Genomic DNA, 19,736 nt, shown 5'->3' with positions numbered 1-19,736 from the left:
ATTGTCATTTTCTTTATATCCATGTCGCTGGTGCTGACACTAGCGCTGGGAGTTTTTGCGAGCAACCGCCTGTTGACACATTGGCTTGTCGTACGCGGCCTGGAACAGGCATTTCTTCCTCAAGAACAAGCTCTTAGCGGCACCCTGCAAACCCTCGCGCTGAACGATGCGAAGGCTGCCGCACATGAGGTTTCCGGCCTTCGGCTTTCCGAAGCCAAACAACCCGGATTCGATATGAGCAGCGCGGACCTGGAGTATCTGAGGGGTCTCGTCCAACGCGAAGGCGGGATCTCCGTTGTCGTTAACGCCGCGCTCGTCTTTCCGGTTTCTCCGGCGGAGAACGGGCAACCGGCAACAAGTTTTGCCCAGATCCCCTGGTACAGCGACGGACTTCTCCTGTCTTCGGACACCTTGTCGACTGCCAAAATCGCCTTTAACAGCGACAAGGAACTCGTCGCAATCCCGGACATGAACTGGCAGGGCAAGTTCGGGGCAAACGCGCTGGTGGCGTTCCGTCCAAACAATGTTCAGCCGGACTATCCGGGCTTGCTGCTGCTTGTGACCCAGTCGGACATACTCGCAAGCCTGTCGCCGCTGATCTGGTCGATTAGCGCCGCAATCGGAGGTCTTTGCCTCGCGTCCTTCGTCTTTGCGGGCATCCTTTTGTGGATGCGGTTCTACGATCAGGTGCGCACCAACCGGGACATCCAGTATCTTGCGCACCACGACACGCTGACGGGATTGCCCAACCGGGCCGTCTTCAACGCCCGGCTGACGGAAGCGCTGCGCCTGGCCCAGGCGAAGGCGTCGAATATCGGCGTCATGCTGGTCGATGTCGACAAGTTCAAGGAAATCAATGACACCTACGGCCACGGCATCGGTGACGTCTTCCTCCAGATTGTCGGCGAGCGACTGAAAGCCGTGTTCGGCAATCACCTGGTCGCACGGCTTTCCGGCGACGAATTCGCGGTCATGCTGACCTCAGTTTCGGACCCGGCCCGCATGACGCGCCTGGCTGCCGACATGCTTTCCGCGACCGAAGTGCCCTGCGTGATCGACGGCAAGGAAATCAAGATCTCGCTGTCAATCGGTCTGGCGCGGGCGACTGACGGCTCCTGGCGCGCTTCCCGCCTCTTGCACTGCGCCGACCTTGCGCTCTACAGGGCCAAGCATAGCGGCCGGTCTACCTTCTCCTGGTATACGCCAGGGCTCGATGCCGAAGCGCAAAAGCGCAAGGAAATCGAGGAAGGACTGGTGAAAGCCTTGAAGTTCGACCAGTTCAAGCTGCTCTATCAGCCCCAATACGCGTTGAAGGACGGTTCCCTGAAGGGTTATGAAGCCCTGATCCGCTGGGACCATCCGTCAAAGGGCACCATCCGGCCCGACATTTTCATTCCGATCGCCGAGGACACCGGACTGATCGAGGAGATCGGCACCTGGGTTCTGAACCATGCCTGCCACGAGGCGGCCCTTTGGCCCAACCAGAGCCGCCGGGTCGCAGTGAATGTCTCTCCGGCACAGTTCATCGCCGGCGAGACGCAGAAACGGGTCGCCCAGGCCTTGCAGAATTCCCGACTTGACCCCAGGCGTCTGGAAATCGAAATCACCGAAAGCCTGCTGATCTCCAATACCGACGCCGTCATCGAGACCCTGCGCCAGATCCGCGACATGGGGGTTTCCATTGCCATGGACGACTTCGGCACAGGCTATTCGTCGCTCAGCTACCTGAGCCTGTTCCCATTCGACAAGATCAAGATCGACAAGGCCTTCATCGCCAATCTCGGCAAGGATGCCAGCACGGACGCCATCGTGACCTCGATTGTCGGTCTCGGCCGCTCGCTCGACGTCACCATTACCGCAGAAGGGGTGGAGACGGAGGATCAGGCGATCCTGCTCTGCGCTGCCGGCTGCGATCTGGTTCAGGGCTATATGTTCGGCAAGCCGGATACGGTTGCCAAGCATGAAGGCGAATATCCGATCTTCCCGCTGAACACTTCAGGCGGCCGCTGGTTCCCGCAGCAGCAGCACAGAAGCATGCCCGCTTCGCCGAAGATCCGCCTGGCTCCGAAATTGGCGCAGAGCGCGAAGGCCGTTTCAGCCCCTGCGACCGGACAGCCATCCCAGACGCCGGATGCAGCAGTGCTGCCGCTTAAATCGACGGGCTGAAAACGGTCTTCAACGCACGGCTCCAACAGCGGCCTCGGCCGCCGCTGACCGTTTTTCCCTCTCAGCCTTGCGCTCCGAATAACGGTCGACAAGGTAATCGGAACGGCCGCGCACCAGCAGTGTGAACTTCATGAGTTCTTCCATCACGTCCACGACCCGGTCGTAGAGCGGCGACGGCTTCATCCGTCCCTCGTCGTCGAATTCGAGATAGGCCTTGGGTACCGAAGACTGGTTGGGAATGGTGACCATGCGCATCCAGCGCCCAAGCACCCTCATCTGGTTTACCGCGTTGAAGGACTGGGAACCGCCGGAGACCTGCATCAGGGCAAGGGTCTTGCCCTGGGTCGGCCGGATGGCGCCGACACTGAGCGGGATCCAGTCGATCTGGGATTTCATGACACCTGTCATGGCGCCGTGCCGCTCAGGCGAACACCAGACCTGCCCTTCCGACCAGGCGCATAATTCCCTGAGCTCGGCGACCTTCGGATGGTCGGCGCCTGCATCGTCCGGCAACGGCAGACCTGAAGGATCAAAGATCTTCGTCTCGGCACCTAGGGTTTCAAGCAACCGCTGCGCCTCCAGCACCAGAAAACGGCTGTAGGAGCGTGACCTTAGAGATCCGTAAAGCAGCAATATCCGTGGCGGGTGGGTCAAGGCGTCAGGTGCAAACAACATCTCGCGACTGACCGGGGCAAGATCCTCGCCGGACACGTTCAGAAGGCCGGTCCCGGCAATATCCAGGTCAGACACCGGAGCTGCCTGTAGATACGACTTCGCCGTCTTCCTTCGTGAAGCTGCCAATGTCCGACGGCAACAGATCGAGCACCAGCTCCGAGGGACGGCAGAGCCGCACGCCCTTGTCCGAGACCACGATCGGCCGGTTGATTAGGATCGGATGCGCCATCATGAAGTCAATCAGCTCGTCGTCTGTCCATTTGTCTTCGCCAAGACCAAGTTCGTCATAGGGAGTGCCCTTCTGGCGCAAGAGGTCGCGCGGCGGAATCGCCATCCGGGCAATGAGATCCACCAACACTTCCCGGCTCGGCGGTGTCTTCAGATATTCGACAATCTCGGGCTCTACTCCGGATTTGCGGATCATTTCCAGCGTGTTGCGGGACGTACCGCAAGCCGGATTGTGATAGATGGTGATGGTCATATTGGCGAAAATCCTGTCAAGCGCCTTTGAGCTCTGGCTCTGTTGAATTCTTGTTGGAGGGAAGACAGCAAACAGCCGGGTTGCCGCCGCAGCAATCGTCCATCAGGAAGGCCAGAAGCCCCCGCATCCGCGCATAGTCCACTGCATAGTGGATATGCCGGCCGTCCCGCCGTGCCGTCAGCAGGCCGACCCGTTCCAGCGTTGTCAGATGAAACGACATCCGTGTCGGCTGAATGTCGAGGCGATCGGCAACGCTGCCTGAAGGCAGCCCTGCCGGTCCCTCTGCCATAAGCAGGCGAAAGGCCGCCAGACGGTCTTCCTGGGCCAAGGCACCTAGCGCGGATATGGCTTCCTGATCTTCCATATTTCGATACTACAAGAAATTTTGGAATATACAACGAGGTAAGCCGTAGATGGACCTTCTGCCGCAGCTTCACATGGCTGCAGCGGCGCGGGCGGCCTGGTCGTAATTGCCGGAGACGAGCCGCAGGGTGGCGGCAAGGCGGGAAAGTTCGTTTTCATCAAGGCCCAGCGCCTTCATCGGCTTGACCAGCAGAGCCTCGCGCAGACGCCGGTACTCGAGGCACGCCGCCTCGCCGGACGCCGTGATCTGGGCTGTCTTTTCCTTGCCCCGGCGGCCCGAGGCGATCAACCCGGCCTTCTCGAGCTTCTTCAGGGCGTAGGTCACCGTATGGGTGTCCTCAATATTCAGCACCAGGCAGATGTCGGACAGCGTTTTGGCACGGCCGCGGTGATTGACCGAATGCAACACCAGGACGTCGAGAGGCCCCAGCCCTTCCGAGCCGCTGGCTGCCATGCAGCGCGCCATCCAGCGGTGATAGGCATTGACCATCATCGTGACGGCGAATTCGATCTCGGACAGAGCCGGCATCGCGCCGGAAGCAAGATGTGCGGCCGAGACGACGGGGCCGATGGGCAGTTCGGCATTCGGATCGGTCTTGTCGCTCACATCCAGTCTCCGGAACGATTGTCGCAAAACCCGGCGCCTGCAATCAAGGCGATTGCAGGCGCCCGGCCGTTTATTGGTTCTAGTGCACTTAGTCTGCGAACGAAAAGAACGCAAGTTGCCCCGGGGTCTTCCGAGTACGCCTGTGCCTTCCTTTTGCCTGCGGATTTACATGGCCTGTGGCAACCAGAGTGCCAGGCCCGGAAAAGCCACGAGCAGAACGATCGCCAGGATCATCAGCAGGAAGAACGGCAGCGCCATGCGGGCGACCTTGAAGATGTTGTGCCCGGTCATGGACTGCAGAACGAACAGGTTGAAGCCTACCGGCGGCGTGATCTGGCTCATTTCCACCACCAGAACCAGGTAGATGCCGAACCAGATGAGATCCATCCCGGCCTGTTCCACCATGGGTAGGATCACGGACGTCGTGAGCACGACGACGGAGATCCCGTCGAGGAAGCAGCCCAGCACCACGAAGAACAACGTCAGGGCGATGAGCAACGCGTGCGGCGACAGGTTCAGGGAGCCGATCCAGGACGCGAGCTCCCGCGGAATGCCCGTGTAGCCCATGGCGACCGTCAGGAAGGCTGCCCCCGCCAGAATGAAGGCGATCATGCAGGAAGTGCGCGTCGCCCCCATGAGGGCGCCTACAAAACTCTCCCGGTTGAGCGTACCGCTCGCCCAGGACAGCACAAGAGACAGCATCACGCCGATGGCGGCTGCTTCGGTCGGCGAAGCGATACCGGCATAGATGGACCCGATAACGCCAACGATCAGCCCGATCACCGGGAACAGCCGCTGCGTTGCCACCAGCCGCTGCATGAAGGGAACGGCCTCTTCCTTGCCGGGCATCTTCTGGCGGTTCATCACAGACCAGATCGCAACATACCCCATGAAGAGAACGCAGAGCATGACGCCGGGCAGGACACCTGCCATGAACAGGCGGGCGATGGACTGCTCGGTGGCCGCTCCATAGACGATGAGGATGATCGACGGTGGAATGAGCAGGCCCAGCGTGCCGGATCCGGCGAGCGTACCGATGGCCATGTGCTCATCGTAGCCGCGTTGCTTCAGTTCCGGCAGGGACATGCGCCCGATGGTGGCTGTGGTTGCCGCTGATGACCCGGAGACCGCGGCAAAGATGCCGCAGCCGAGAATGTTCACATGAAGCAGCCGGCCCGGAAGATTGCGCATCCACGGCGAGAGGCCCGTGAACATGTCTTCCGACAGGCGCGAGCGGAACAGGATCTCTCCCATCCAGATGAACATGGGAAGGGCCGTCAGATCCCAGGAGTTGGCGGCACCCCAGACGGTGGTCGCCATGACGGGACCGGCGGGCGCGGAGACCAGGAACATCATCGCGGCAAGGGCAACTGAGAAAAGCGCCACGGCCACCCAGATGCCGGTGGCGAGCGCCGCCAGCATGCCGAGGCCGAGAAGAAATGCAACGAGAGAGAGGTCCATTATTCTTTCCCCTCGATCGGATCGGCTTTGACAGCGGTTTCAAAGCTCGGCGCTCCGCCGGTCAGCGACAGGATGAGGTCGTCCAGCAGAGAAATGGAAAAGACCGCGAGACCCAAAGTCATCACACCTTGTGGAAAGACCAGCGGGATCGGAATGATGCCAAAGGACGTCTCATGGTATTTGTAGCTGTCGAGTGCGAGCAGCCCTGCATTCCAGGTGAAGAAAACGGCCAGTGCCAAAGCGACGGCGATTACCCAGATGTTGAGCAGGCGCGCAGCCCCGGCAGGCACAGCCTGAAGCAGCATCGAGACGCGGATGTGATCGTTGTTGCGGAGCGTGCCGGCGAGCGCAAGAAACGACGCCCCGACAAGCAGGAAACCGGCAATTTCCGCCAACGAGGGCACCTGGAACTGCAGCGGTTCTAATCCGGCTGCTTTTAAAGCCCAGTCGGCAATGCGGCCAATCACTTGAAGCGCCACGAGAGTGGCGATGGTCACCAGACAACACGCGGCCAGTGCCGTCGAGGTCTTGTAAAGCGTATTCAAAGCCTTTCGCATCGGCTTCCCCCACCGGTAAGAGCAAGTTTTATTTGTAGTTGATCGTTTGACCGGATCGCAATTGCGCGGGCTTTGGGCGAGGCATTTCCTGCCGTACACCACTGGTCGCTTGCACAGTGCCTGTGACAGCCCTTCATTCAGGGAGTGGCGGAGAGCACCCCTGGGCATTATTCAAGCGAGTGATCCGAACTCCACCGTCAAACAGCTCAATCAAAGCATGCTTGCTCTGCGCTGCTGATAGAAAGACGCCGGGCACTTGGCCCGGCGTCGTTGTGTCAGTTCTTGTAGGCTTTGAGGATTTCCGCGCCGGTGTCGCCGGCTTCGGCCTGCCATTCGGTTGCCATGGTCTCGCCAATGGCGGCAAGTTCCTCGATCAGCTCGCTGGACGGCTGGACGACGGTGACGCCATTGTCAGCCAGAACCTGGGTCTGCGTCTTGGTTTCCACCTTGGAAGCTTCCCAGCCGCGCTTTTCGGCAAGGTCGGCAGCTTCGAGTACAATGGCCTTTTCTTCATCACTCAATGCATCGAAGGCCGCCTTGTTCACGAAGACCATGTTCTTCGGCAGCCAGGCCTGCGTGTCGTGGTAGTGGCTGACGAAGTCCCAGGCCTTTGAGTTGGCACCGGTGGAGGGAGAGGTGATCATGGCATCGACGCGGCCGGTCGAGAAGGCCGTCGGAATGTCCGGCGCCTCGATCTGTGCCGTCACGCCACCTGCCAGAATGGCCAGGCGTTCGGTCGCGGCATTGTAGGCACGGATCTTGAGGCCGCTCAGGTCCTCGAGCTTGGTGACTTCCTTCTGGGCATAAATGCCCTGGGGCGGCCACGGCACCGAGAAGAGCAGCTGCAACCCCTGTTCGCCGAGCTTTTCTTCCATGGCAGGCTTGGAGGCTTGGTAGAGCTTCCAGGCCTGATCATAGGACGGAGCGAGGAAGGGAACGGAATCGACACCGAAGACCGGGTCTTCGTTGGAAAGGCGCGACACCAGGATTTCGCCGATCGGGGCAAGGCCCTTGCGCACGGCGTTCTTGATTTCCGGATGCTTGAACAGCGACCCGGCGGAATGGATCTGGATGACCAGCGAACCACCGGTCTTGTCCTTAACTTCATCGGCGAAGGCAGCGATATTCTGGGTGTGGAAGTTGCCGTCGCCATACGGCGTCGGCATGTCCCACTTGGTTTCGGCGGAAGCAGCGGTGAAGCCAGCCAGGGTGAAGGCGGCAGCGGCGGCCAGGTGAACACCGGCGCGAGTCAGGAAACGAGATTGCAGCATTTTCTTCTCCTCTTGGAAGCGGGCCATGCCCGTCGGGATGCTGCTTCCGGTGCATTCTTCGAACACCTTGGAGAGCGCATCTGAAACCAGAGTAGACTCAAAATTTGAAAACATCAACATTTTATCGATAAATTGTTATTATCAGATCCGAACCTGCATTCTCCTTCCCTCTTGGCGCACGATTGACTAGCGTTTGCACAACGCTTTTGGGGATACGCATTCTTGCAGCAGATCACAGGACGATATCTGACCGGCGAGAATGCCAGCCGCCTGACCCTGACCCTAATATTGATCGTCGCCGCGGCGCTGCGCCTGCCTTGGCTTGATCGCACGAGTATCTGGTATGACGAAGCCGTCAGTTGGAGCCAGTCACAAGGATCGTTTGACAACCTGCTCGGCTTGGTGGCGGCGGACAATTATCCACCGCTGCACAACATCCTTCTATGGCTGACCACGCCGGTCATCGGAGACAGCGAAACCGCGTTGCGCCTGCCTTCGGCAGTGCTCGGGGTCATTGCCGTCTGGCTGTGCTACTTCGCTGGAAAACAGACGGCAGGCCGGTCCGCCGGACTTTTGGCCGCCGCCCTCCTTGCGGTTTCTCCCTTTCACATCTGGTATTCGACGGAAGCCCGGATGTATGCGCTTCTTGCCACGACCGGCCTGGCGTTCCTGTTGTCCGCGATGAAGGTTCTGGAAAGACCTAAGGTAAATTGGGCCGTCGCGCTCGCCCTGAGTGGAGCACTTTTTCTCTACAGCCACTTCTATGCGCTGCTCGGCTTTGGAGCGGTTGGTCTTGCATGTGCGGTCTTGGTCTTGATCGACACCGCCAGGGCGGGACACTTGCGGATGTCGAATGCCCTTGCAGCCTGCCTTGCCATGGGCGCAAGCGCTCTTGCGTTTCTGCCCTGGTTGCTCATTCTCGCAGGACGCGCACGTTCCGTCGCCGAGGCTGGCTTCTGGATCGCCTATCCCGACTTGCCGTTCCTGCGAACAGTCGCTTTCAGCATGGCCGGCTCGCTGGTTCTCTTCTGGCTGCTGGCGGGCCTCGCACTTGTCGGCGTTGGCATGACTGTCGTCGCTGCGTGCGGAGACCGAACAGGCACTAAAACGGGACGTGAGCAACTCATCTGCATCGCTTATACGGCAGGCCCGCCTTTGCTGGCGTATCTCTATTCCGTCCTGGTACAGCCGATCCTGTTCGACAGGTACCTGATCGCGGCCTGGCCCGGCCTTTTGTTGCTCGCCTCAAGCGCAGTGTGCCGTTTGCCATTGCGGATTGTGCCACTTCTACTTTTCGCCGTTGCGCTGATACTGGCGCTCCCCGAACTCCGCTTTACGCTGCAGCACAAGATCAGGCCGGAATGGCGCAGCATCGCAGAAGCCTATGAGGCACGGCGGGAAGCCGGTGACCGGCTTGTTCTCTATAAGGGTTTTGCCGCCCCTGCCCTTGCCTATTACCTACGTGGAACTGAAGCATTTGCCCCAGCAGAGACGCTGGCAGACCTGAAACGTCTGTCGGAAGACTGCACCACAGGCAACTGCTGGCTGCTGCTGGTTCACGGCAGCGAGATGGAAACACGAGAAGCCATGGAGGCCTTTGGCGTCAACGAAGAGGTCATAGTAGCCCAGCGCTTCGGTTGGGGGACCAGTGGGTTGCGGCTGCTGAAGCGGTCAGCAGAAAAACTGTAATCACGCCTAGGCCCAATCGGACAAGAACCTGACTGCAGCGGCACCGGTCGCAATGATTGCCAGACCGATCGCAAACTCCACCACCAAGCCGGCTGCAAGGGCCGCTACTGCAACAACAGCAACCAAAATCAAAACTGCGGTCAAAACATCGCCAAAGAGAAAGCTTAAGACGGTGTCCAAAAAGTCGACAACCTTATAGAACGACGGCTCGCGGTCCCGGTTGTCACTCTCCTCTGACATTGAAATTGTTCCTCACTTTTGATTTTCCCCTTTCCCTTCAAATGCATATGGGGACTGCAAGCTCGATAAAAAGCCTGAATGGCATCCCATTCACATTTTTTCATCGACATTTTATCGATAAAATGTCAGCATAAAATCACTTGCTATCAAAAACGCTAATCACCGGCAGGGAAATGCGTATCCCGGAAGCCGGCAGCATCAGAGGGAAGATCATGACGACCAAGTGGGATTTCTGGATCGACCGGGGCGGCACTTTCACCGATATCGTCGGCCGGGCACCGGACGGAACCCTGTACCCGCACAAGGTGCTTTCCGAGAACCCGGAAGCCTACCGCGACGCCGCGATCCAGGGCATCCGCGAATTGCTTGGTGTCGAGAAAGGTGCCGCGATCCCGTCGGACAAGATTTCAACGGTGAAAATGGGCACCACGGTCGCCACCAATGCGCTGCTGGAGCGCAAGGGCGAACGCACCGCGCTCTTCATCACGAAAGGGTTCCGCGACGCACTGGAAATCGGCTACCAGGCGCGCCCGCATATTTTCGCCAAGGAAATCATCAAGCCGGAACTGCTCTACGAGAGCGTCTATGAGATTACCGAGCGCGTGCGCGCCGACGGCACGCTGGAAAGGCCACTCGATGAAGCTGAAGCCCGCCGTGAAATGCAGGCTGCCTGGGACGACGGCATCCGCTCCATCGCCATCGTGCTGATGCATGCCTACGCCTTCCCGGCGCACGAGCAGATCCTGAGGAAGATTGCAGAAGACCTCGGCTTCCCGCAAATCTCGGTCTCGCATGAAGTCTCGCCATTGATGAAGCTCGTCGGACGCGGTGATACCACCGTGGTGGATGCCTATCTGTCGCCGATCCTGCGCCGTTATGTAAACCAGGTGCAGAGCGAGCTCGGTGAAGGCCCTCGGCTGATGTTCATGCAGTCCTCCGGCGGCCTGACCGCGGCGGACCTCTTTCAGGGCAAGGACGCTATTCTATCGGGCCCGGCCGGCGGTGTCGTCGGCGCAGTCGAAACCTCCCGCATGGCCGGCTTCGACAAGATCATCGGCTTCGACATGGGCGGGACGTCCACCGATGTCTGCCACTATGACGGCGACTACGAGCGTGCCTTCGAAACCGAAGTTGCCGGCGTACGCATGCGTGCTCCGATGATGATGATCCATACGGTTGCCGCAGGTGGCGGCTCGATCCTGCATTATGCCGACGGCCGCTTCCAGGTCGGGCCGGACTCTGCGGGTGCAAATCCAGGCCCGGCCTGTTACCGACGCGGCGGACCGCTGACCGTCACCGACGCAAACCTGATGACAGGCAAGCTGGCACCCGAATTCTTCCCGAAAATCTTCGGCCCCAACCAGGACCAACCGCTGGACGGCGATGTCGTACGCAAACGCTTCACTGATCTTGCCATGCGCATCGGCGACGGCCGCACACCGGAAGAGGTCGCTGACGGCTTCCTGAAGATCGCCGTTGAGAACATGGCCAACGCCATCAAGAAAATCTCGGTGCAGCGCGGCTATGACGTAACAGAATACGCCCTCACCTGTTTCGGTGGCGCGGGCGGCCAGACCGGTTGCCGGGTTGCCGACAGCCTCGGGATGAAAACCGTTATCCTGCACCCCTTCTCCGGCATCCTTTCGGCCTACGGCATGGGACTTGCGGACATTCGCGCCGATCGGCAGCAGGCTGTCGTCAAGACCCTCACCAAAGAGCTGCTCGGTGAACTCGGAACGTTGCGCGACCAGCTTGCAGGCCAGACGGAGGCCGAACTCGACCGGCAAAACATCGGTGCTGCCGACCGCAGGACAACCGCAACCGTACATCTGCGCTATGACGGCACCGACACGCCGCTGCCTGTCCCGCTTGGTTCGGTCACGGAGATGCGGGCTGCCTTCGAGGACGCTCACAAGAAGCAGTTCGGTTTTGCCTATGAGAACAAGCCGGTTGTCGTGGAGGCCCTCGAAGTCGAAACGGCCGGCGGCGGCGCCGGGCTCACCGAACCCGACCTGTCGCTTTCCTCGGACGAGCCGCATCCGGCAAGTTCCTCCAGCCTTTACTCGGATGGAAGCTGGCACAAGGCAGGTATCTTCAAGCGAGAAATCCTGAAGCCGGGCATGAAGGTGATGGGCCCGGCGGTGATCATCGAACCGCATGCCACCATCGCCGTCGAGGATGGCTGGCAGGCGGAGATCAACACCAAGGATCACGTCATCCTGCGCCGCATCGTGCCGTTGAAGCGAGCGGAAGCCATCGGCACTCATGCCGATCCGGTGATGCTGGAAGTGTTCAACAACCTTTTCATGTCGATTGCCGATCAGATGGGTGTGACGCTGCAGAACACGGCTTATTCCGTCAACATCAAGGAACGGCTCGACTTCTCTTGTGCCGTGTTCGACGCCAACGGCGCCCTGGTCGCCAATGCGCCGCACATGCCGGTGCATCTGGGATCCATGGACCGCTCGGTCGAAACAGTGATCAAGCTCAACCAGGGCAAGATCAAGCCGGGCGACGTCTTCGCTCTCAATGCGCCCTATAACGGCGGCACCCACCTGCCGGACATCACGGTGGTTTCACCGGTCTTCGACGATGACGGCAAGGAAATCCTGTTCTGGTCGGCCTCCCGCGGCCACCATGCCGATGTCGGCGGCTCGGCTCCGGGCTCCATGACCCCGCGGGCGACCAATGTGGATGAGGAAGGCGTTCTCTTCGACAATTTCAAGATCGTCGATGAAGGCCGGTTCTGCGAACAGGAACTGGTCGAACTCCTGACCAATCACCGTTATCCGGCAAGAAACCCGCACCAGAACGTCGCCGACCTCTCCGCCCAGATCGCTGCCAACGAGAAGGGTATCCAGGAACTCAGGAAAATGGTCGCGCATTTCGGGCTGGAGGTTGTCCAGGCCTATATGGGCCACGTGCAGGACAATGCCGAAGAAAGCGTCCGGCGCGTGATCGAGGCTCTGAAGGACTCCGAATACGAATATCCGACGGACCAGGGATCGGTGATCAAGGTCAAGATCACGGTCGATAAGCAGCAGCGCGAGGCAACGGTCGATTTCACCGGAACTTCCGGCGTGAAACCGAACAACTTCAACGCTCCGGAGCCTGTCACCCGCGCCGCCATCCTCTACTGTTTTCGCGTGATGGTGGACGGCGATATTCCGATGAATGCCGGCTGCCTGAAGCCGATCAACATCATCGTTCCGGACGACTGCATGCTGCGGCCGTCCTATCCTGCAGCGGTCGTGGCCGGCAACGTGGAAACGTCCCAGCATGTCACCAACGCGGTTTTCGCCGCGCTCGGCGCCATGGCCAATGCCCAAGGAACGATGAACAACCTCACCTTCGGCAACGACACCTACCAGTATTATGAAACCATCTGCTCCGGCTCTCCTGCTGGTCCCGGTTTCAACGGCACAGATGGTGTCCATACGCACATGACGAACTCCCGCCTCACTGACCCGGAAGTGCTGGAATTCCGGTTCCCCGTCCTGCTGGAAGATTTCCACATCCGCAAGGGCTCGGGTGGCAAGGGCAAATGGTCGGCGGGTGACGGTACCAGACGGACGTTGCGCTTCCTGGAGAAAATGGACTGTGCCATCCTGGCCTCCCACCGGACCTATCCGCCGAAAGGCCTTGAAGGCGGCGGCGACGGCGAACTTGGGCGCACAGAAGTCAGGCGCCTCGACGGAACGGTGCAGCAACTCGAGGGCTGCGACCAGACGATCCTGGAAGCCGGAGAAGCGGTTACCGTGATCACACCGACAGCGGGTGGCTGGGGACAGGCCTGAACTGCACCAGATCATCCATGCACTCATGTGAAGAAGCCGCATCTAAGGATGCGGCTTTTTTGCAACTTGGCGCATGTGTTTTCTAATGAGGCAATCTTTTTGCTTCATCTACCCCTGATAGATATTACAGGAGGAATACAGACACATTTCAAAAATCCCACCCGTCCGCACCGGGACTGTTTTCCGGTTGCCGACCAGATGATTCAGGTATCCGCCTCGATGAGAACCAGGTTGTTCGTTATTCTTTTCGGCCTGATCGTCTTAAACTTGCCGACACACACAAGTGCGCAAACCGTTCAGAAGACGCCAATTCCGGCATGGGTCGAGGACGTTCAGATCCCGGTGGAGGAAGCAGGCCGCGACGATCGTCACAAGAATGGTCTCGCATGGCTTCTCGACGACATACAATATGACTGGGACGGCGAGACGCGTGTTGCCTATTACCACAGCGCACTGAAAATTCTGAGCCGGCAAGGTCTGGAAGCAGCGGCCACTCTGGAAGCCAACTTCGATCCAGAGACACAGGATTGGGCGCTGCACCGGGTGATCATTCACCGTGACGGGGCAACTCTCGATGTGACGGAAGAGATCAAGCTGGAAGTCCTGCGACGCGAGGAAGATCTCGATAATGGCATCTTGGATGGAGAACTGACGGTTCACGCCAATATCGCTGGCGTCCAGGTCGGCGATATCGTCGAGATCTCCAGGAGTTGGACAGATTCTAGACCATTTTTTGAGAACAGTCTCAGTCTGACCGATCATCTCAATTATACGTTTCCAGTTGTAGACAGTCGCATAAAACTGCGTGTTCCCGCCGGAACGGAAATGAAATATGCCGTCCACGGGAGCAACCGAAGTCCTGACATCCTCAGGACTGGCACGCATGACGTTTATGTATGGCAGGAAAGGAACGTTAGCCCTGTCCCGAGCGAAGAAAACCGGCCTTCGGAATTTCCGCTATTCAGCTACCTGGAAGTCTCAAGCTGGGAAGACTGGAACGCTGTCCGTGACGCTCTGCTGGACAGCTACCACATTCAGGAGACGCTTCCGCCGAGCTACAGCCCGAAGGTTGACGACATCAGGAGCAAGTATACCTCCCAGCCGCTCCAGATGAGCGAAGCGCTTCAGCTTGTCCAGAACGACATCCGCTATGTCGGAATTGAAATTGGTGCAGGTGGCTACGTGCCACGGCAGCCAGCCATTGTTGTCGAAAGGGGCTATGGCGATTGCAAGGACAAGGCTCTGCTTCTGACTGCGATCCTGCGCGACCTTGGGATCGGCGCCGATGTAGCTCTCGTAAACTCGAACGCCGGCTACGGCTTGCCTGATCGTCTGCCTTCGCCGTTCCGGTTTGACCACGCCATTGTGCGAGCGGAGATTGGTGATGAAACATTCTGGCTAGACCCGACCTGGACTCATCGGGGCGGACGCGGCAAAAAAATCGTTCAACCGGATTACGGCTACGCGCTTGTGCTGTCGGAAGGGGCTAACGGTCTCGAACGCATGGCTCCTTGGCAGCCCGGCGGACCGGAAGTGAAGATATCGGAAGACTACCGGCTGCCTGCAAACCCGGATCAGCCCGTCCGTTTCGAAGTGAAAACCGTCTTCACTGATCGCGAGGCGGACTATATGCGCCAGTCGCTGGCCCAGTCAGGCAAAGCGGATCTGGCAAGGCGATACGCCTCCTATTATGCAGAACGCTATCCGGGCATGAGACCAAGCGAAGATCTTCGCATCGTCGACAATTTCGAACTCAACGAAATCCGCATCTACGAATCCTACCAGCTTAAACTTGAGGATTTTTCCAAAGGAAACATGTTGACCGACTTTCGGATCCGGGCCGATGCCGTCCTCGACAAGCTTCCCTCACCGTCCGGATACCAGAGGAAAGCACCTCTCAAACTTGATGGGCCGATCTCTTACGAGCACGACATTTACATTTTTGACCCGCTACGCGGTTTTGCAGCGCTGGAAGAGATCAATATCGACAATGACGCCTTTTCCTATCACCGCACCACCCCACGCACAGGGCCAATTTTATGGATCCGCTGGCAGCTGGATATCAAACGGCGCTCCATCGCTGTGGACCAGATCGAAAACTACCTGACCGACGAGAGGAAGGCTGCGGACGAAAGCTACCTGGTCTACGATTTCAGCAAATATTTCAGCGATCTGACGGCAAAGGCAGAAGTGACACAGGAAACCGTTGAGGTCTCGCCTGAGCTGGAGGAAAATCTCGGCCTTTTCCTGATCGGCCTGATGTTCGTGGCCTTCGCGGCCTATGTCGTCTTCGCCCTCCGGCATGGCCTGATCGCGGACCGGGAGTATCGCGATGTTGCGGTCTATTTTCCGGTTTCCGCTTTCAAGTTCCTGGGGATGACAGTTGTAACTCTAGGGCTTTACCCTCTTTTCTGGAGCTTGAAATTCTGGTTTTGGTCACGCAACTATGAGCAAGCTGGGATCTGGCCGGTCTGGCGATCGCTGTTCGCATATTTTTGGCTGTTTCCTGCATTCCGAAGAGCCAATAACCGTCTGTCTGAACGGGAAAAAAGACCGCTCCCCGTCTGGCTTGGCGCATTTTCAGCTGCTTTCTGTCTGATCCTGCAGCTCTCGAGCACCGCTCTATCCGGCATTGAGACCTTTCCAGCCGACATTGCTGCTTATGTAGCGATACCCTTACTCACCGGACTGTGTTTCCTGCCTGCGGTTTTTGCGGTTAACCGCAACAACAGGCTGATGCATGTCGAGTATAATTCGCGATGGTCCTTCTGGAACATTTCTGCGGTTTTTCTCTATTCTGTGATGCTCGGCCTCACTGCAGCGGGGCAATTCGCACCTTAGGTACAATTTTTTCGGGCGCTACGTTAGGAGAGATCAGGATCGGGTTGGCAAAGTCAGAATCGGTCCTCGTCTTGCAGCAACACGTTCCTCGCAGGTGCTAGAAGATTGGTTTTCTCTGCGATGCGGCCTCGTTGCCGGCGATACCGTTCCGGCCAGGATAATCAACAACCCATCTCGGCGGAAACGCCCTCGCGATTTCTACTTATGCGTGAGTTTTTTTGCTTTTTCGGTTCAAAGTTTACAGTTTTTTCAACCAGAGCGCGTCTAAATTTCAACTCATTCGGCGACGTATTGCTAAGGCTGGGCTTCCCAAATGATTGCAGCAAACTTTCTGAGAACCACCGTCGCAGCAAAGATCCTCTCTTTGGTTGCATTTCTTAGTCTTGGCCTGCTGATTGTCGCGACAGTGGCAATCCTGCAAATGAGCCAGATCGGCAGAGAACTCCAAAATATTGCGGAGAAAGACATTCCGCTTACCGACGCCATCAGCCTCGTCACCAGCCACCAGCTGGAACAAGCCGTGCTTGTCGAACGGATCATGCGCCTTGCTGGCCTGAAGACAGGAGAAGACGCCAATGTTGTTGCAAACCTGAAAGACACTCTCAAAGTACTTGAAGTACAGGTTGCAGAGGAAATCACCAAGGCAGAAGGTCTCGCCAGCAAAGCACTTGCAAATGCGGCTTCGGACGAAGAGCGGACGGAGTTCACGTCGGCGCTTCAGCAGCTGAAACGCATCCATGACGAATACGACCGATATGTTTCGGAAGTCCAATCCATATTGGAACATGTCGAGAAGAATGACTTGGACACGGCAGCCTCGCTGCTTGTTCAACTAGAAGCCGATCAGCAACAGCTTGATCATGAGCTTCTGGCATTGCTCGGTGAGATCCAGCGTTTCACGAGTGAAGCAGCCCTTGCGGCCGAACATCACGAGCAGCAGGCTTTCCGGCAAATCACGTTCACGTCGGCCTTCACACTGATCGTTTGTGTCTTAGGGGCTGTTCTGTTCGCAAAGTTATTGATTTCCAATCCGCTTCACCAGGTGACAGCCGGACTTCAGGCCCTTGCCGGCGGCAACACCGATGTGGAAGTTCATGTGCGGTCGAAAGATGAGATCGGCCAGGTTGCCCGTGCGTTCGAAACCTTTCGTGCCAATACGATTGAAATGAAGAGGCTGCAGGAACAGGCCCGTGAAGAAGAGCTTCAAGCGGAAGAAGACCGGCGCGAAACCAGGTTGCGTCTTGCAGATGAGCTGGAAAAGCTGCTCATGACGAGCTGCGACACGGCGGTCAGCGCGCTGGAGGATTTGACGGCCGGCGCGGACCGGCTTGCCCAAAACAGCCAGGAAACGATCGAGCGTTCGAACACGGTTGCCGCGGCTGCAGAACAGGCGACAGCCAGTGTGCAATCGGTTGCATCGGCTTCCGAAGAGCTCGCTGGTTCCATCCAGGAAATCAGCCGTCAGGTTACACTGGCAAACGACACGACCAGCAGGACATCACGGCAGGCATCCAGTTCAGGTGACACGGTTGGCACCCTCTCCGCGTCAGCGGAAGAAATCACGGAAGTATTGAAGCTCATAAGCGACATTGCGGCGCAAACAAATCTGCTCGCCTTGAACGCTACCATCGAAGCAGCACGTGCTGGTGAGGCAGGCAAGGGCTTTGCGGTCGTCGCGTCCGAGGTGAAGGCACTCGCAACCCAGACTGGAGGCGCGACCGAGCAGATTGGATTGCAGCTAAGTGGTGTCCAGTCAGGAGCTTCGTCGTGTTCGGAGGCAATCATGGCCGTAATCGGTTCCATGGCTGAAATCCGCGAGCAGATTTCTGGCATTGCCTCTGCAATTGAGGAACAGAATGCTGTCACCTCGGAAATCGCGAAAAACGCCAGCGACGTTGCCATGGGCAGCGCCGATATTACCTTGAACATCTCCGAAGTGAACCGGGCTGCACAACTCTCCGGTGATCAGGTTGGGGACGTCGTTAGCAGAATTCAGGATATTTCTTCGCAAATTTCGACCATTCGCGACGGATTGGGCGATTTTCTCGGTCACTTGCGCGCCGCCTAGGCTTCTGGACCAGAAGCTATGTTCCGGTCTCTTCCCAAACCGGCTGCGGCGTCTGCATGCTAGACGCCTCCCGTCTGGTTCGTCTCTATCGACGCGGCAATGGGACCGAGTGAGACCACTATTGTCTCAGGTTCATCTTGCCCAGCGCCAGCCCTTGGTTTCACCTCTAGCGTGCCGTGTTCATCTGGAAAGTCATGCATCGCTTTTGCGTTGAAATCCTTGAATTCAAGCGGCGAAAAGCGATGCCGATTAGGCGCGACGCGCTATAAATAGACGGCCAGCAAGGGTCTAGAATTGGCTTTCGAGACCTTTCTCCAAGGAATAAACACGACAACTCGCGCATAAACTGCACGAACACTAGGATACATCATTTACCAATAGGTGTATTTTTGAAAAACCAACCAAAACCACAAGACCAGTTGTTGAACGATTAATAAATCTTTATGAAACATGCTTGCGCGGAAAGACAATGCTGTCCTCAGTGCGGATTTAACGTTTCTACAGACAAATAAAGCCTGACAGAAACAGGATGGTCGACAAGTCCAGACGGCTTTCAACCCGAGGACACGTCAAAACGTGCTGGCGAACTGATGACACATCTGCAAACAAAGAAACAAACCGAGACGGCCCAGGAGCTTGATGCAATGCTCGAAAGCCATCGGGATTGGGTGTACCAACTCAACAAGACACTTATCTGCGGCCTGCCACCGGCGGACGTCATTATTGCGCGTGACGCCCATACGCATTGCACTCTTGGCAACTGGCTTGAAGAACGCGCTTTGGAGCTCGACCTGGATCCGGTGACCCTCAAGGATCTGACCCGGCGGCACAAGAAAGTTCACGATCTGGCACGCGATCTTGCAATTACCATTCAGTCTGGTGGCAAAATCGAGGAACAGATCTACGACAGTTTTCTGGCATCCTCGCAAGATTTATCGGGACTTATCGAAGCCAGCTACGATGCAATTGTTGCGTCAATTAACGCAACTGATCCCCTAACTGGCGCGGAAAACAGATCCCTGATGGATGCGCAGTTGAGAGAGCGGCGTCAGGAGGCAATCAGGGCTGGTCTCCGTACCTGGCTCTTGATGATCGATCTCGACCACTTCAAGTCGATCAACGACCGCTTTGGACACGAACTCGGCGATAAGGTGTTAAAGGGATTTGCGTCGGTTGTCCGGGATCACATTCGTACGGACGATCTGTTTTTCCGCTATGGCGGCGAAGAGTTTCTGCTTTGTGTCAGCGACGTGGGCAAAGCAACAATTGCCCGTGTGGCTGAACGGCTAAGGCAAGCGATTGCGGATTTTCAGTTTGAAGCGCAAGCTGCAACCACATTTTCTGTGACTGCCTCCTTTGTTGTTGCTCCAATCGATGACGGTGCAGACGTCGGTGAGGCTATCAACGCCGCCGACGCTGCGATGTATGCTGCCAAGCGGGCAGGCCGAAACAATGTGGTATTCGCTGACACCCGACGCGTTGCAGTGGATTGAAGCCATATCAGTTTATTTGCACCGGTC

14 protein-coding genes are annotated in these 19,736 nt (G+C 57.8%); 6 read left to right on the top strand and 8 right to left on the bottom strand.

The genetic code is table 11. The annotated features are described in order from the left end of the window. Positions 1 to 234 precede the first annotated feature (234 nt). Positions 235 to 2,166, top strand: coding sequence for a putative bifunctional diguanylate cyclase/phosphodiesterase (locus ACX3M4_RS27715; protein WP_459356153.1), 1,932 nt, complete (start codon positions 235 to 237; stop codon positions 2,164 to 2,166). A 9-nt stretch (positions 2,167 to 2,175) separates the two neighbouring features. Here the strand turns inward: ACX3M4_RS27715 and arsH are convergent, their stop codons facing one another. From arsH to ACX3M4_RS27680, 7 genes are all read right to left on the bottom strand, one after another. After that, positions 2,176 to 2,877, bottom strand: coding sequence for an arsenical resistance protein ArsH (gene arsH / locus ACX3M4_RS27710; RefSeq protein ID WP_459359511.1), 702 nt, complete (start codon positions 2,875 to 2,877; stop codon positions 2,176 to 2,178). Positions 2,878 to 2,908: 31 nt separating this feature from the next. Beyond that, on the bottom strand, positions 2,909 to 3,322 hold the full coding sequence (arsC, locus tag ACX3M4_RS27705; protein ID WP_459356152.1) for an arsenate reductase (glutaredoxin): 414 nt from the start codon (positions 3,320 to 3,322) through the stop codon (positions 2,909 to 2,911). Between the two features lie 16 nt (positions 3,323 to 3,338). Beyond that, entirely contained in the window at positions 3,339 to 3,686 is a 348-nt protein-coding gene (locus ACX3M4_RS27700) for an ArsR/SmtB family transcription factor (protein WP_459356151.1), read from the bottom strand. Positions 3,687 to 3,755: 69 nt separating this feature from the next. Continuing rightward, positions 3,756 to 4,214, bottom strand: coding sequence for a winged helix DNA-binding protein (locus tag ACX3M4_RS27695; protein WP_459359510.1), 459 nt, complete (start codon positions 4,212 to 4,214; stop codon positions 3,756 to 3,758). Positions 4,215 to 4,457: 243 nt separating this feature from the next. Continuing rightward, entirely contained in the window at positions 4,458 to 5,753 is a 1,296-nt protein-coding gene (locus ACX3M4_RS27690) for a TRAP transporter large permease (protein WP_459356150.1), read from the bottom strand. Continuing rightward, positions 5,753 to 6,310, bottom strand: coding sequence for a TRAP transporter small permease (locus ACX3M4_RS27685; protein WP_459356149.1), 558 nt, complete (start codon positions 6,308 to 6,310; stop codon positions 5,753 to 5,755). Before ACX3M4_RS27685 ends, ACX3M4_RS27690 begins: the two co-directional genes overlap by 1 nt. Before the next feature lie 275 nt (positions 6,311 to 6,585). Beyond that, positions 6,586 to 7,581: a TRAP transporter substrate-binding protein gene (locus ACX3M4_RS27680; protein WP_459356148.1), complete on the bottom strand. Its 996-nt coding sequence runs from the start codon at positions 7,579 to 7,581 to the stop codon at positions 6,586 to 6,588. Between the two features lie 222 nt (positions 7,582 to 7,803). On the opposite strand from ACX3M4_RS27680, the gene ACX3M4_RS27675 reads away from it, so the two are divergent. Continuing rightward, complete coding sequence (locus ACX3M4_RS27675; RefSeq protein WP_459356147.1) at positions 7,804 to 9,270, top strand: glycosyltransferase family 39 protein; 1,467 nt, start codon at positions 7,804 to 7,806, stop codon at positions 9,268 to 9,270. A gap of 6 nt (positions 9,271 to 9,276) precedes the next feature. On the opposite strand, the gene ACX3M4_RS27670 is transcribed toward ACX3M4_RS27675, so the two are convergent. Beyond that, the gene (locus tag ACX3M4_RS27670; protein WP_459356146.1) at positions 9,277 to 9,510 is read right to left on the bottom strand and encodes a hypothetical protein; all 234 of its coding nucleotides are present in this window, start codon (positions 9,508 to 9,510) and stop codon (positions 9,277 to 9,279) included. A gap of 212 nt (positions 9,511 to 9,722) precedes the next feature. Here ACX3M4_RS27670 and ACX3M4_RS27665 point away from each other — a divergent pair, with 212 nt between their 5' ends. The 4 genes from ACX3M4_RS27665 to ACX3M4_RS27650 all read left to right on the top strand — a co-directional run bounded on the left by ACX3M4_RS27665 (position 9,723) and on the right by ACX3M4_RS27650 (position 19,709). Next, positions 9,723 to 13,307: a hydantoinase B/oxoprolinase family protein gene (locus tag ACX3M4_RS27665; protein ID WP_459356145.1), complete on the top strand. Its 3,585-nt coding sequence runs from the start codon at positions 9,723 to 9,725 to the stop codon at positions 13,305 to 13,307. Positions 13,308 to 13,538: 231 nt separating this feature from the next. Then, a complete protein-coding gene (locus ACX3M4_RS27660) occupies positions 13,539 to 16,148 on the top strand; it encodes a DUF3857 domain-containing transglutaminase family protein (protein WP_459356144.1) in 2,610 nt (869 codons plus the stop codon). 313 nt (positions 16,149 to 16,461) lie between these two features. Continuing rightward, positions 16,462 to 18,216: a methyl-accepting chemotaxis protein gene (locus tag ACX3M4_RS27655; RefSeq protein WP_459356143.1), complete on the top strand. Its 1,755-nt coding sequence runs from the start codon at positions 16,462 to 16,464 to the stop codon at positions 18,214 to 18,216. Between the two features lie 590 nt (positions 18,217 to 18,806). Further along, positions 18,807 to 19,709 carry a diguanylate cyclase gene (locus ACX3M4_RS27650; RefSeq protein ID WP_459356142.1) on the top strand — a complete coding sequence of 301 codons (903 nt, stop codon included), beginning with the start codon at positions 18,807 to 18,809 and terminating at the stop codon, positions 19,707 to 19,709. Positions 19,710 to 19,736: the final 27 nt, after the last annotated feature.

Source organism: Roseibium sp. M-1, from assembly GCF_054515675.1.
The sequence above is the reverse complement of the archived record's forward strand: the minus strand, read 5'-3'. Positions and strand labels throughout refer to the sequence as shown.